This window comes from Aureibacter tunicatorum (assembly GCF_036492635.1).
Taxonomy (GTDB): Bacteria; Bacteroidota; Bacteroidia; order Cytophagales; family Cyclobacteriaceae; genus Aureibacter; species Aureibacter tunicatorum.
In genome coordinates this window covers 444,601-459,193 of sequence record NZ_AP025305.1, presented here as the reverse complement: position 1 = coordinate 459,193, position 14,593 = coordinate 444,601, and the positions used below count along the sequence as shown (strand labels likewise).

The following is a 14,593-nucleotide window of genomic DNA, read 5'->3' as shown; positions in this document are numbered from 1 at the left end:
ATACCACGAGCGCGAGACTCAAGTCGTATAAGTTACAACAAAAATTAATCAGAACTTTAATACTATAAAAGATTTATAACTTCAAGACGATGGATAAAAAAATCCCGTTAAGAGCATTTCTTAACGGGAATCTTTCTTTGTTTTTTATAAAATTCAATCGTGCTTTACTCTACAAGCGACTTCTTGCTTTTTGCCTTCATTGAATACTTTATGATAGCAACCTGTAATATATCCGGTAACTCTTCTTAAAGTCATGATATTATCACTTCCGCACTCGTCGCACTTCAAGTCTTCAAATACGCCTTCGTGATCGCAATCCAAGCATTTATCCAATGGGATATTCGTAGCAAAATAATACACACCTTGATCCATAGCCCCTTTAACCAAATTTCGATAAGCTTCAGGAGTCTTGACAATGTCGGACTTCAGTTCGACATATGTAATTGCGCCTCCGCTGCAATACTTGTGAAAGGGAGCTTCCAATGCTATCTTTTGGTCAAATGGCATCTTTTGCCATACCGGAATATGATACGAATTGGTAATGAAATCTCTGCTAAATACTCCATCCTGCTCGCCATATTGCAACCTCAAAAGTTTGGCAAACTTATGACACAGGCTTTCAGCCGGCGTTGCGTACAATGATATATTCAAGCCCAATTTCTCACTTCGAGCTTTGCATAAATCGCTAAGATCCTTCATCAGCTCTATACTCTGATGATGCACATTTTCATCCTCTCCATGATGTTTGCCGAAAAGAATCTGCATAGCCTCAGCCAAGCCAATGAATCCAAGCGCTAAAGTTCCAGAATTCAATATGTCTCCGATTTTCGAATGCTCATTGTATTCATTTCCATGTTTCCAGACTGCATTTTTATACATGAACGGAGCTGAGCCCATTAATTGCTTCTTCTGCCATTCCAGTCTCCTAGCCATCATTTCAATGCCCTTCTTAGCCATTTCCAGAGTCATTATTCGGAACTCGCTCCAATCTTTTGTCTCAACTGCATATTTGGGCAAATTCATCGTAACGGGAGACAGGTTGCCTCTGCCCGATTTCCCATTAGAGCCGTGCTTATTCTCTCCCAGTCTCGTCCTGCATCCCATTGTCGCAGGCAATAGGTCAGGAATAAAATTGCCTTTCTCATCCGTCACTTCATACACTTCAGCATGCGTATTGACATAGTTTGGATATACTCTTTTTATGGAGCATTCGTTAGCCAAACCAAACAAATCCGAATTCAACACTTCGCCATTCTCTTCACGATACTGCCATATTTGAATTGGAAAAATAGGGGTTGTCCTCTTTTCGCCAATTCCATCCAAAGTGGATTCCAACAAGCACTTGATAAACAATCGTCCTTCCTTAGAAGTATCGCAACCATAATTTATCGAAACAAACGGCAACTGATTTCCCGCTCTTGATTCAAGATGATTGAGATTATGCAAAAATGCTTCGCAGGCTTGCTTAGTCTCCTCGATGGTTTCATTCCAAGCATACTTTTCTTTATTTGGCACTCCATAAGACTCCGCTTTATTCAAATACTTTTCGTAAGACATTCGAATAAATTTTGCCATATGAAAATCAAAAGCATTGATCGCAATTCCTCCGAATTGAGCATTACTCTGGCATTGCAAAACCACAGCTGTCACTTGCAAAGCAGATCTGATGCTTTTAGGAGATCTCATGGTTCCATTAGTCGTATGAATAGGCTTGGACAGTATATCGCCAATATCTATAAACATGCAATTTTGCATTCCTACAGCGTAAGAATTAAAATCATGAATATAAATCCAGCCTTCTTCATGCATCTTCAAATGGTCAGGAGGCAATAAAAACTGCTTCGCATATTCCCTAGAAACCTCGCCGGATATTCTTGTCATCTTCGCGGTAAATACTCCTTCCGGCATATTGGCATTTTCATTTTCAATATTGGCCAAATTAATCGCCTCATCGGTATACCTCATAATCAAACTATCGGTATCCCTTTGAAACCTTCTCTTTGACTTGTACTCTATATATGCCCTAGCTTCGTCAAAATATCCGCTTTTCATTAGTCTATTCTCGACTTCCTTCTCGATTTCAGCAACGGAAACTTTTTCCCGTTCTTTGTCCTCAATATTGTCAAAAATACGCTGCGTGAGATAATTTGTGGTAGATAAAAAATTGTCGTGATCCCCTCTTACACTTTTAAAGGATTTGTTGATAGCGTTCTCGATCTTGATAGGTTCAAACTCGGCCAACGCTCCATCTCTTTTAATAACTTTCATAATCAAAAAATTTAGGAACATTCACATGTTTCTATTTAATCAAAAAAAAAATGAGAATTGCTGTTTAAATTCATGGATAAATCGCAAATAATTTAGTATGAAAGGAGCATAAAAAAAGCAAAGGACCATCCTTTGCTTTAATACAATATCGTTTCTAAACTTGCTTAGCTATTCCAGATATCCCAAGATTTTTCTGCTTGAAGCTCAAGCATAGGCAAGCCATTCATCGCTTTAGCTCCTTTTTCGATTCCCTTTTTCATAAACAATGTTTCCAAGGGATTATATACCAAATCATACAAATAATGATGTTCGCTAAGCAATTCGTAAGGGATCTCAGGACACTCTTCCACTTTAGGATACATTCCCAAAGGCGTCGTATTGATTATCAATCTTGTATCTCCAAACAAATCATGGTTTTCCGCCAACTCTTGATAAGATATTTGGTTCTCTCCGTGGCTTCTGCTTACAAATTGATATGGCATTTCCATATCTTCCAATGCCACTTTGACTGCTTTGGAAGCTCCGCCTGTCCCTAAAATCATAGCTTTCAACTCATTTGGAGGATGGTCAAGCCAATCTTCAAGAGATTGTCTAAATCCGTAATAATCCGAGTTATAACCTTTCAGCTTTCCATCGGTAATTTTAACCACATTGACAGCTCCTATTCTTTCCGCTCTTTCATCCAAATCGTCAAGATATTTCATGACATCTCTTTTGTAAGGAATCGTCACATTCAACCCTTCCAAGCCACTTTCTCGATTCAAAAGTTCTGGCAAAGCATCAATATCTTCCAACTCATAAAGCTCATAGGCCGCATTATTAATTCCTTCTTTTTCAAATTTTTCAGTAAAATACTTTTTTGAAAAAGAGTGTCCCAATTTACGTCCTATCAATCCGAACTTTCTCATATTAGGTTATTTTTTCGAAGTTAAATTAAAGTCAATTGTTTGGCTAAGGTCTATTTTTCCTTTTTGAGCTTCAAAGCCAAGTACTCTATACCATACACAAAACCGATTCCAAACAACATAAAGAATACAGCAGGCATTAAAAGGGCATCATTCCCTGTCAAGAACTCAAACTTAATCGGACTAATGCTTTTCTCAATGAAAGGCACTTCCATGCCTTTGGAATTTAAGCGCGTCTCAATCACTTCTTTCCAAGGCCAAAGTTTATTCAAAGAGCCTATCATAAAGCCTGAAAGCAAAGCCATCATCATATTATGGTATTTTTTCAATAGCCATGATATCAATCTTGAAAAACTCGTAATGCCAACTATGCAACCTGCGCCAAAAATCAATATTGTCATGATGTCAAAGTCCTTGATCGCATGAATGATTTGGCTGTATTTGCCCATAATCAAAAGCATAAAACTACCAGAAATTCCCGGAAGGATCATAGCGGAAATAGCAATTAAGCCTGACAAAAAGATAAACAAGTTCGAATCAGGTGTATGAGCAGGAGTCGCTACGGTTACTCCATAAGCAACCGCGATGCCTATCAGCAACATCAATACGGACTTGATATCCCATCGTTTCACTTCTCTGCTTACCATATAAGAAGAGATGATAACAAGTCCAAAAAAGAAAGACCAAATATATATAGGAAAAGCTTCCAATAAGTAGGTAATCAACCTTGACAACAGCACCAAGCTAAACCCAATACCCGTCAGCAAGGCAAGAATGAAATTTCCATTTATAGCTGTCCAAAACTCCTTGAATTTCCCTTGAAAGAATAGCTTTATGCTATTTAGATTGACAGACTTGATAGTTTCCAACAACTCCTCATATATACCTGTCAACAGAGCTATTGTACCTCCTGAAACTCCCGGAACCACATCCGCAGCTCCCATGCCTATTCCCTTGCAGAATATCAACACATATTCTTTAAATGATCTCATAACTTTAAAAAACTTAAGAAAGTAAATATAAATGAATTATATCGCTTTTTTTAGTTCTCGGTTTTAAAAAGCAGTTAAATCTTAAGCGTACTCTAGCGTTAAAACAAGGTCTGCATATTTAGAGATCATTAATTTGTCAATGCAGCAAAAAATATCGTTTAGTCATTAAGCAGCTTCAATACTTCCGAAATACTTAGGTTATCTCCTTTAGCTACCAAATCCGCTTGTCTATAAAAAGAATTCCTAACATTAAGCTTATCCTCAAGCTCTTTCAAAAGTTGGTCTTGACTCTTGCCATTCAATAGCGGTCGTTTGGATGCTCCACTTCCATGCAATCTCTTAAAAAGCTCTTGAGCCGACACTTCCATATAAATGCTTTTGCCTTCTTTTTTAAGAACTTCTAGATTTTCCATATAACAAGGTGTGCCTCCACCCAATGACATTAAAAATCTATCCTTATTGGCAACCAGATTTCTCAAAACCTTAGCCTCTAGTTTTCTGAAATACTCTTCTCCATATTGCTCAAAAATCTCCGGAATAGTTCTCCCTTCATCCAACTCTATTTCAACATCCAAATCAATAAATGGCAAATCAAGATAAGCTGCCAAGCCCTTGCCCAAAGTCGTCTTGCCCGACCCAGGCATTCCCATTAAAAATATGCGATCTGTAGTCATAATATCTTATTTGAATAATGCTTGAAATCTTTTGACATAAAAAAGCATGAAGCATCATGTGCTTCATGCCTAATGATATTCATTTTAATTAATAAATTCTATTTCTGAGAATTCTTTCTTATCAGTTTCTCTACCTCTTCGGCCGTTGGGATATCGTTGTAATGCCACTTTCCAAGGATCGTCCCATTGCTTATCAATATCAATCCTGGATTAGATCTTATCATAGCTTTCAATACGGTATCATCAGCGAAATAATACGGTATTGCTAACTGATACTCATGCCTTACATTCTCCACTTCTTGCTCTGGCGAAGCTGTCAAAATCCACGAAGTAGCATCTGCCTTCACCGCGCCAATCAAGTTCGAGATCTCCCCCATATACTCCAAATGAGACTTCCTTATATCGTTCATCACTATAAAAAGCTTCACTCCTTGCAAAGACTCTTCAGTATAATCACCATCATCATTCCAAACGCTATAGTCGGTGATTTTAGGTTCCGCTTCAGGATTCAACAGCTCCATCTTCTGGAAATGATAAGATGTGTCCGAAGGATAATCCTTGAATTTATAAATTTTTCCATCTTTCTCCATGGTGTACTCATAAATGAATGGAGCAGAAGGCTTCATGGATTCGCTGATATTCGCGCCTACTTTATATGCTCTGAAATCAACATAAGGCAAATGCTCGATAGCATAGTAAGCTATAAACACATTGATAATCATCAATGCCAACATGAATTTATCCCAATTCGCGCTTTCATCGCGATCAGCTTTTTTATAATTAAAAATCATAAACAAGCCCATAATACCAAGAACAACATCTTTCCAAAAAGACTCCCAAGGATTCAATGGTATAGCGTCTCCAAAACAACCGCAATCCGTCACTTTGTTAAAATAGGCTGAGTAAAATGTCAAGAAACCGAAATAGACAATCAAAGCCATCAACACTGTAAGTGTCAACTTCATCCTGTATTTGAAAATCAAAGCCCAACCCAACATAACTTCAAGCACGCATACAAAAACGGCCAAAGGCAATACATAAGGTATTAATACGTGAAAAATTGAACTGAAATCAGAAGCAAAGATTTCAAAATACTCCTTCATCTTGATTGCTGTTCCCTGCGGGTCATTCAGCTTCACCAAGCCCGAAAAAATAAAGACGGATCCTGTTAGAATCCTTACGATTCTATTTAGCATCTGCATAGGCTATACCATTTAATTTTAATAAACAAAACACTGCGCAATTTATCATATCTTGACAATTAGCTCTCACTCCTCTAAAATATTAATTTTACCTAATTTATCTTTAATTTGTTTCACTCTTAACAAAGTCTTGGAATAATAATTCTTAAAAAGCCTTACAATTTTTCTCCTTTGCGCTGAATTTTTATCTTAAATGATATTTAAGCTTTTCTCAATATCAGATTCACTTTTACATATGATCAAGTGTCCTTATTACATCAAAGGAATGCTTTTAGTTTGGGCAGTAATTAAATATTAAGAAGAGCATCCAATGGTTTCTACAACAGATCCATTATTATTTTGCTTTCTTTATAAAAACATCTTTACTAGCCTCGATAACTTGATTATATTCGTTTATTGCTTTGAGCAGCTAAATTTCATCAATTAATATTAGTATAAAACCATACTTCAGTGACGAAAGATACTGTATTTTCGACAAAAATAACACTTAACGCCAACGGAAAAATCCTTGACCTTAGCCAGCCTATCGTCATGGGAATACTAAATATCACTCCCGATTCATTTTACGAAGGCAGCCGTATTTCGAATCATGATGAAATTCTCGCCAAGGCCAGGCAGATGCTCATTGACGGAGCTTCCATACTTGATATAGGAGGCTATTCCTCAAGACCCGGAGCGGATGACATTACCATACAAGAAGAAATCGACAGAGTCACTGGGCCTATCGAAGCGATAGCAAGCCATTATCCCAATGCAATTATTTCCATCGACACATTCAGATCCGAAGTGGTTCAAGCGGCTGTGGAAGCTGGCGCTCATATTATCAACGATATCAGTGGCGGAACTATCGATGACAAAATGTTCGACACTGTTGCCCAATTAAGAGTGCCTTACATAATGATGCATATGAAAGGAACTCCGCAAACCATGGTACAGCTGAATCAATATGAAGACTTGGTCTATGATATCATGGATTTTTTCACCAAACGCATCAACAAACTCAAGTCATTAGGAGTGAATGATATAATATTGGATCCTGGATTCGGATTTGCCAAACATATTGATCAAAACTTCGAGCTGTTGCGTAGACTGGATGAATTTAAGATACTTGAGCTTCCATTGCTCATCGGCGTATCAAGAAAATCGATGATTTATAAGACACTTCATATCAAGCCAGCAGAGGCGCTAAATGGCACAACAGTATTGAATACTATAAGCTTAAACAAAGGAGCTCATATACTAAGAGTACATGATGTGAAAGAAGCCATGGAAACCATCAAATTGCATAAAAAAATTTATCCAAACGAACATTAAAATAATACTTTAAATTAAACAGAATTGCATTAGCTTTGTCAACAAGAAATTTAAATGCCAAGAAAATCTGTATTTTTCTTAAGTAATTAAAATCATAATGCCGTTGTCAAACGTTTTATAAATGGATAAATTCGTCAAACTTTTTAAAGCACAACAACATTTTGCCAATACTATTTAAAATAGGATTTCTGGATATTCGCTTTGTCGACTTCATCGACATCGCATTAGTGAGCTTTTTACTCTATCAGTTTTACAAGTTCATGCGGGGCAGTGTTGCGATCAAAGTATTCATAGGGTTTCTATCTCTATACCTTACTTACCTTGTCGTAACAGCAGCTGACATGGAACTCGTAAGCGCCATACTTGGCCAATTCATGGGAGTGGGATTCATCGCATTGATTATCCTTTTTCAACAAGAAATCAGAAAGTTTCTGCTTTTCTTCGGTAGACAAACGATTTTCGAAAGAGAAGGACTGTTTGGGTGGAGAAAGTCTTCTCATGAACAAGACATTGATGTAACACCCATCGTGGAAGCGGCAAAAGCCATGAGCGGCAACAAAACCGGTGCCTTGATTGTCATTTCAAAGGATTCTTCCTTGGATAATTTTGCGGAAACTGGGGATATGATTGACGGAACCTTATCCAAGAGGCTTCTAACATCAATTTTCTTCAAGAACAGCCCCATGCATGATGGCGCGGTGATCATCAATAAAGGCAAAGTAATCGCCGCAAGATGCGTTCTTCCTGTCAGCGAACAAGAGGATATTCCTGCTCACATGGGACTAAGACACCGCGCGGCTATTGGCATGACTGAAATTACAAATACTTTAGTCCTTGTCGTATCGGAAGAAACTGGACAAATGTCCATAGTTAGAAATGGAAAAATATTTCATAACTTGTCCGCTCAAGAAATAAGAGCTAAAATCACCAATTATCTTTCAGATAAAATTTCCAATAAAGAATCCGCATTTGATAAAAATTCGTCCTCTGAGAATATGGTTTCAAAAGTTCAATCCATACTCAAAGAAGAAATCAAATCTGCTGAGCAAATGAACAATCAACAGAACGGAAGTATTATGAATGATTAATAATTATAGAGGTGAAGAAAAAATATAAAGATCCGGCTTCCATAAGAGAAGAAGATACTAAGACTGTCAAGGAAGCTATGAATAGGCTACTTGACAGTTTCAAACTCAAAAGAAAATTCAGCGAAACACAAATTCTTTCCGCTTGGGAAGATATGATGGGCAAAACTATTTCCAGCCGCACCTCTAAACTATATTTCAAAAATGGTGTGCTGTTTTGCCAAATCACATCGGCTCCGCTTAAGCACAAGATGTTGATGAATAAAGACAAAATGATCAATATCATTCGCTCTGAATTCGGTCCTGACTCTGTCAGCGACATCGTTGTCTACTAATAATACACTAACTCCTACATTGCTATTTCATACCCAATGGCTATAGAAAAGCTCCTGACTCCCGAACTGCAAGATTTTATAGAAAATCATAAAAACGACGATCCGCATAAGCTTTCACTCAAATTTTCCGCTAAGAAAGAAAGCTTTGATATCAAAGAAGCCATCAACCAAATACAAGCAAGACAAAAAGCTAAAAATAAGCTCCCAGAGTGGTGGTCAAGGAAAGGATTGCTTTTTCCTCCGTTAATCTCCATGGAACAATGCAGCAGCGAGCTTACTGCTAAGTTCAAAGCAGGACTTATCAAAGGAAATTCTATTGTTGACCTAACCGGCGGCTTTGGCGTTGACTGTTATTATTTAAGCCGAAACTTTACGAAAGCTACCTATATCGAACAATACAAGCCTCTGTTTGAAATAGTGGATCACAATTACAAAACTCTCGAAGCGCATCATATTTCCACTTTAAATGTCAATGCTGAAGAATTTTCTCACGCTAACACTGTCAAATTTGACTGGGTATACATTGATCCTGCCCGAAGATCAGATGTCAACCAAAAACTATATAAATTGCAGGACTGCGAGCCTGACATCGTCAACTTAAAAAGTGAAATCTTCAAGTTTTCTCCCAATATACTAGTCAAAACATCTCCAATGCTTGACATAAAGCAAGCTGTGAAAGAACTTGAAAGCGTGTATCAGATTTGGGTTATTTCTGTTAACAATGAGTGCAAAGAAGTGCTATACGCTTTAAGAAATGTTTCTAATGAAGACGAGGCAATCACAATAACGACTATAAATCTCGGCAAGAATCACACCGACGCATTTGAAACTATTTGGGATCAAACTGTCAAGCCAAAAATCAATTACCATGAGCCAAAAATTGGAGACTTCCTCTATGAAGCAAATGCTTCCATAATGAAAGCAGGCATTTTCGACCATCTTTCAGAAAAGCTATCCATTGACAAGATAGCCCCTAACAGCCATCTGTTCACAAATAGTCATTTGCTCCAGGATTTTCCGGGAAGAAAATTCAAGATTGAGCATGTTCTTCCCTTTGACAAAAAGAAAATCTTGCGCTGTTTGCCTGACAAGAAAGCTAATATTTCACAACGAAATTTCCATTTGAGCCCGGAACAAATCAAAAAGAAAACAGGGATCAAAGATGGAGGGGATATTTATATTTTCTTCAGCACCGACAACAAAAATAAACCAATAGTATTTGTAACAAAAAAAGCCGATTAAAAATACAATTTCTCACCTCATCTTCGTTATGGTCGCATCATACAAAAAGTTAAGTTTTCGAGTTTGATCAGCTCTTAAATTTATTCGTATGAAAACATAAGCACAATACCTTCAAGAGTGAAATATTGGAATGAATTCTAATCAATTACACTTGATGGTTCTATTAAGCAATCTTTTATATGAACATTGAATTGCTTAAAAGTTATTTACTAAAATGCTTTATCTAACGACTGACCAAATCATCGAACTCATCCAAGGAGAGGATGTGTTTGAAGCAAACTGCGAAGATAGTTTCTCAATAAAAATCCAAGAATACGCTCCTTTTATCTGCGCAGCGATTCACAATGGACATAATTTGAGAAAGGAGCTTGAAGATAAAATTTTACTTTCAGATACTGAAAGACTTTATGAAGAGAGTCCATACACTCAAGACTTCATTCAATCGCTTCCCATTACTATCATAGGTAATGATTCTAGATATGAATACGATCTCAACAGGCCTGAAGATAAGTGTATTCACAACATCGCTTGGGGCAAACAAATATGGAAAGAGGAGCCAAGCATAGCTGATAGAAATACTTCGCTTGAAAAACATAGAAGCTTTTATAAAGTTGTACATGCCCTCGTTCAAAAATTAGAGCAAAAATTCAAAGCTGTAATCATCTATGATATTCATTCATACAACTATAAAAGACATTCTGAAACATACCTCTTCAATATAGGAATTGAGAATATTGATATCAGAAAATACAACAGGCAACTAAGCCAATGGAAAGAAGAGCTTCTTAAGATAAAAATCAATGGGCAAAAAGCTGAAGTTTCTGTTAATCACATATTCCATGGACGAGGATATCTACTAAAATACATCCAAGATAATTTTGACAATACGTTGGTATTGGCTACTGAAGTCAAGAAAATATATATGGATGAGCTTACTGGTCAAAAATATCCATTGATTATAAAAAGCTTGGCTAAAGAGCTCAAAAAAGCCATTATAAACAATACTCAAAAGTACATCAATGAGCTTTCCAATATCAATATCAAGAAAAAAGGCAAGCTCTTGCATGGAGATCTTCAGCCTGAGTTGAAAAAAATCGATAATGCGCTTCAGAAATACGCATCGAGATTCCAGCTATTGAACTATGTAAATCCTTTAAACCTCGCTTCAGCGAAAAAGAAATTTTTCAAAAGCAAATTTAGCGTGAATCCTGAATTCAGATACAAGCCATTGACCATTGATCCATTCAAGTTCAAGTCGGATGTCTATAGCTTGAAAATAGATGCAATTGAAGACATTCACCTCAGACAGCTTTACATAGACATTATTGGTTCATATTCTGACAAAGCCGATCTACTAAGCTCTTTGGGCACTAACAAATTCTTGTATAATTCTATGCGGTACTTCGGAGAACCTACGGACAAAGATATCGATAATGCCAAGTTTCTGCTATACTGCCAAGAGTTGCCGGAGTTTGAAGATGAACCTTTGCTTGAATTAAGTGAAATCAAAGAAAAATTCATTGAAGAAGGAAATCATTACGGCTTTTCATTCAAAATTATAGAATCCTCTACGATTCCTTCTGACGCGCTTGTGATGAACGCTAAAAAAACTCTTGTGCTTAAAAAAGGAGCGAGATTCAAGCCTTCCAGACTTACTGCGCTTGCCAATCATGAAATTGGCGTGCATATGGTAACCACAATGAACGGGCAAGAACAACCACTCAAACTGTTAAAGCTTGGCCTGCCTCGCAATACATATACTCAAGAAGGCTTAGCCGTAATGAGTGAGATGCTTAGTGGATCACTGACAATTAATAGATTAAAGACGCTTGGCCTTAGAGTACTTGCGGTGAAATCATTGGTGAATGGAAATGATTTTAAGACCACGTTCCAATACCTATACGAAACATACAAGGTAGACCCTGAACATCTTTTCAATCTTGTGACAAGAATATACAGAGGTGGTGGATTCACTAAAGATTACCTTTATTTGAGCGGTTTTCGTAATATTCTGGAACTACACAAAAAAGGCGTGAAACTAGACAACTTGTTTCTCGGGAAAACATCTGTGAATTATTTGGCAACACTAAACGAAATGGTTGACAGAGGGATTTTAAACCCACCAAGCCATATCCCAAAAGCTTTCAAAGAGCCTGTTACCACTTCTCCAGTATTAGAATATCTGACAAATTCTCTAATCTAATATTATTGTTAATATTATAACTCTCGAAAAAACTTGCAATAAGCGCAAGTTTTTTCCGATATTAGAATTAATCAATTGGCTCTCTGTTGTTTTAGTATTTTAGCCAATTTTTATAGAATTGATAAAACATTTTTTAAATCGCTTTAATTTTGGATTGGTTAATCATTTTCTTTCTTATTGCAATAGGTCTATTTCTTATTATCGCTGAAATAATATTTATTCCAGGGACAACTTTTGTAGGTTTGCTGGGCTTTGCTCTAAGCGTGGCAGGAATTATTGTATCATATAAAATTCTGGGCAGTACAGTTGGCAATTACGTCTTGGCTGGCACGCTTGTGCTGAACCTTACAGCGATATATTTTAGTTTCAAATCAGGAGTTTGGAACAAATTCGCTCTCCACAAAAGCAATCCTGCAAAAGTCAACAAAATCGAAACCCATGAACTTGAAATTGGTCAGTCTGGAATTTGCCTTTCGGACATGAAGCCGATCGGCAATATCGAGATTGAAGGCAAAAGATTTGAAGCGCGCACAAAAGGAGAATTTTTAGATTCTGGTACTAAAATAAAGATTATCAGATTTGACAAGCATAAAATCATTGTGGAACAAATAAACAACTAATACTATGTTCTATTCTTTTCTTCCGATCATTTTGATCGTCGTATTATTTTTCGTTTTTCTTTACTTTGTGCCGATTAATTTATGGATTACGGCTATTTTCTCAGGAGTAAGGGTATCATTATTAGAATTGGTTGCCATGAGGATCAGAAAGGTGCCTCCTAGCATTGTAGTCAATTCACTCATTACGTCTCGAAAAGCTGGTTTGGATGTCCAATCAGCAGATATCGAAACGCACTACTTGGCAAAAGGAAATATCCCTTCTGTCATCAACGCATTGATTTCTGCCGACAAAGCCAATATTGAGCTTGACTGGAAACAAGCAACGGCTATTGACTTAGCGGGAAGAGATGTATTCGAAGCCGTGCAAATCTCCGTAAATCCAAAAGTGATCACTACGCCGAAAGTATCCGCGGTAGCCGCGGACGGTATTCAGCTTAAAGCGGAAGCTAGAGTTACTGTAAGAGCCAATATCCAAAAATTAGTCGGTGGAGCAGGTGAAGACACTATCTTGGCAAGAGTTGGAGAGGGTATTGTTACCTCTATTGGATCTGCTGACAATCATAAGCAAGTGCTGGAGAATCCTGACAAAATTTCCAAATTGGTATTGGAAAGAGGTCTTGACGCGGGTACTGCATTTGAAATTCTTTCCATTGACATTGCTGATGTGGATGTTGGTAAAAACATTGGAGCTCAACTTCAAACCGACCAAGCCGAGGCTGACTTGAAAGTCGCTGAAGCTAAAGCCGAGGAGAGAAGAGCCATGGCCGTAGCTGTTGAACAAGAGATGAAAGCAAGAAGCCAGGAGATGAAGGCTAAAGTAATCGAAGCCGAAGCTCAAATACCTCTTGCAATGGCAGAAGCATTTAGAAAAGGCAATCTGGGAATTATGGATTATTATAAAATGGAAAATATCAAGGCTGATACAACCATGAGAGACTCCATTTCCGGCAATGACGAGCCTGCTCCTGAAAAATAAAAAATTAAAGCCGAGATGAATTGTCTCGGCTTTTCCATACCTATGTCATATCCAATAGGATAAGTGTCAAAGCTTTAAACTTACAATCCCCGCATCGATCGGAAATACTTGCCCTGATATTGCTTCTGCTTTATTGGAAAGTAGATACTCTGCTAAATTTGCGACTTCTTCAGCTTTAAGATATCTCTGAAGAGGGTGTCTCATCTGTATATTTTCTTTTTGCTTGTCATTTCTAAGCAACTTTTCGGCTAATGTGGTTTCTGTGACTGTAGGAGCTATACAGTTGAACCTGACTTTGGTCGCATATTCTCCCGCCAGCGATTTCATAAGTCCTTCCACTGCTGATTTGCTCGCAGCAACACTTGCATGATAAGGCATGCCTAAATGTGTGGCTACCGTGCTGAATAATATAACGCTTCCATTGCCTTTCTTCAGGTTGTTGATATATTTTTGAACCGTTTTCACTGCGCCTATGACATTGATTTCAAAATCTGATTTGAAATCTTCGATGGATAAACCTGTAAACGGCTTAAGATTGATACTTCCCGGACAATAAACCAATCCATTTATTTCTTGATCTATTGTTGGCAATTCATCATTTAGAATGTCCAAACTATAATGTGTAATATTAGGGTGAGATTCTGTCTCGGTTCTGCTGATGGCTATGATCTGGTGATCATCTTTTAGCAAGTCAATGATGGCTTTGCCTATTCCTTTGCTTCCGCCTATGATTAATATAGTTTTCATGGTTCGTTGATTTAGGTTTGTGTAGCTTAG

General features: G+C 37.4%; 13 protein-coding genes. 7 read left to right on the top strand and 6 right to left on the bottom strand.

The window, feature by feature from the left end:
- Positions 1-153: 153 nt before the first annotated feature.
- From nrdD to AABK36_RS01775, 5 genes are all read right to left on the bottom strand, one after another.
- Positions 154-2,268 (bottom strand): anaerobic ribonucleoside-triphosphate reductase, encoded by a 2,115-nt coding sequence (gene nrdD, locus AABK36_RS01795; RefSeq protein ID WP_309937320.1) that lies wholly within the window; start codon positions 2,266-2,268, stop codon positions 154-156.
- A 164-nt stretch (positions 2,269-2,432) separates the two neighbouring features.
- The gene (locus AABK36_RS01790) at positions 2,433-3,176 is read right to left on the bottom strand and encodes a shikimate dehydrogenase family protein (RefSeq protein WP_309937319.1); all 744 of its coding nucleotides are present in this window, start codon (positions 3,174-3,176) and stop codon (positions 2,433-2,435) included.
- Between the two features lie 50 nt (positions 3,177-3,226).
- Positions 3,227-4,165, bottom strand: a complete 939-nt coding sequence (locus AABK36_RS01785; protein ID WP_309937317.1) for a polyprenyl-phosphate transporter — start codon at positions 4,163-4,165, stop codon at positions 3,227-3,229.
- Positions 4,166-4,323: 158 nt separating this feature from the next.
- The gene (locus tag AABK36_RS01780) at positions 4,324-4,839 is read right to left on the bottom strand and encodes a shikimate kinase (RefSeq protein WP_309937316.1); all 516 of its coding nucleotides are present in this window, start codon (positions 4,837-4,839) and stop codon (positions 4,324-4,326) included.
- 98 nt (positions 4,840-4,937) lie between these two features.
- Positions 4,938-6,041, bottom strand: coding sequence for a BT_3928 family protein (locus tag AABK36_RS01775; RefSeq protein WP_309937315.1), 1,104 nt, complete (start codon positions 6,039-6,041; stop codon positions 4,938-4,940).
- A 450-nt stretch (positions 6,042-6,491) separates the two neighbouring features.
- Between AABK36_RS01775 and folP the strand changes: the two genes are divergently transcribed.
- From folP to floA, 7 genes are all read left to right on the top strand, one after another.
- Positions 6,492-7,355: a dihydropteroate synthase gene (gene folP / locus AABK36_RS01770; RefSeq protein WP_309937314.1), complete on the top strand. Its 864-nt coding sequence runs from the start codon at positions 6,492-6,494 to the stop codon at positions 7,353-7,355.
- 161 nt (positions 7,356-7,516) lie between these two features.
- Positions 7,517-8,443 (top strand): diadenylate cyclase CdaA, encoded by a 927-nt coding sequence (gene cdaA / locus AABK36_RS01765; protein WP_309937313.1) that lies wholly within the window; start codon positions 7,517-7,519, stop codon positions 8,441-8,443.
- An 11-nt stretch (positions 8,444-8,454) separates the two neighbouring features.
- Positions 8,455-8,775, top strand: a complete 321-nt coding sequence (locus AABK36_RS01760) for a DciA family protein (RefSeq protein WP_309937312.1) — start codon at positions 8,455-8,457, stop codon at positions 8,773-8,775.
- A 36-nt stretch (positions 8,776-8,811) separates the two neighbouring features.
- Positions 8,812-10,017, top strand: coding sequence for a THUMP-like domain-containing protein (locus AABK36_RS01755; protein ID WP_309937311.1), 1,206 nt, complete (start codon positions 8,812-8,814; stop codon positions 10,015-10,017).
- A gap of 214 nt (positions 10,018-10,231) precedes the next feature.
- Complete coding sequence (locus AABK36_RS01750; protein ID WP_309937310.1) at positions 10,232-12,220, top strand: flavohemoglobin expression-modulating QEGLA motif protein; 1,989 nt, start codon at positions 10,232-10,234, stop codon at positions 12,218-12,220.
- Positions 12,221-12,369: 149 nt separating this feature from the next.
- Positions 12,370-12,840 (top strand): NfeD family protein, encoded by a 471-nt coding sequence (locus tag AABK36_RS01745; RefSeq protein ID WP_309937309.1) that lies wholly within the window; start codon positions 12,370-12,372, stop codon positions 12,838-12,840.
- Positions 12,841-12,844: 4 nt separating this feature from the next.
- Positions 12,845-13,816, top strand: a complete 972-nt coding sequence (gene floA / locus AABK36_RS01740; protein WP_309937308.1) for a flotillin-like protein FloA — start codon at positions 12,845-12,847, stop codon at positions 13,814-13,816.
- Positions 13,817-13,882: 66 nt separating this feature from the next.
- Here the strand turns inward: floA and AABK36_RS01735 are convergent, their stop codons facing one another.
- Entirely contained in the window at positions 13,883-14,563 is a 681-nt protein-coding gene (locus AABK36_RS01735; RefSeq protein WP_309937307.1) for an SDR family NAD(P)-dependent oxidoreductase, read from the bottom strand.
- Between the last annotated feature and the right edge of the window lie 30 nt (positions 14,564-14,593).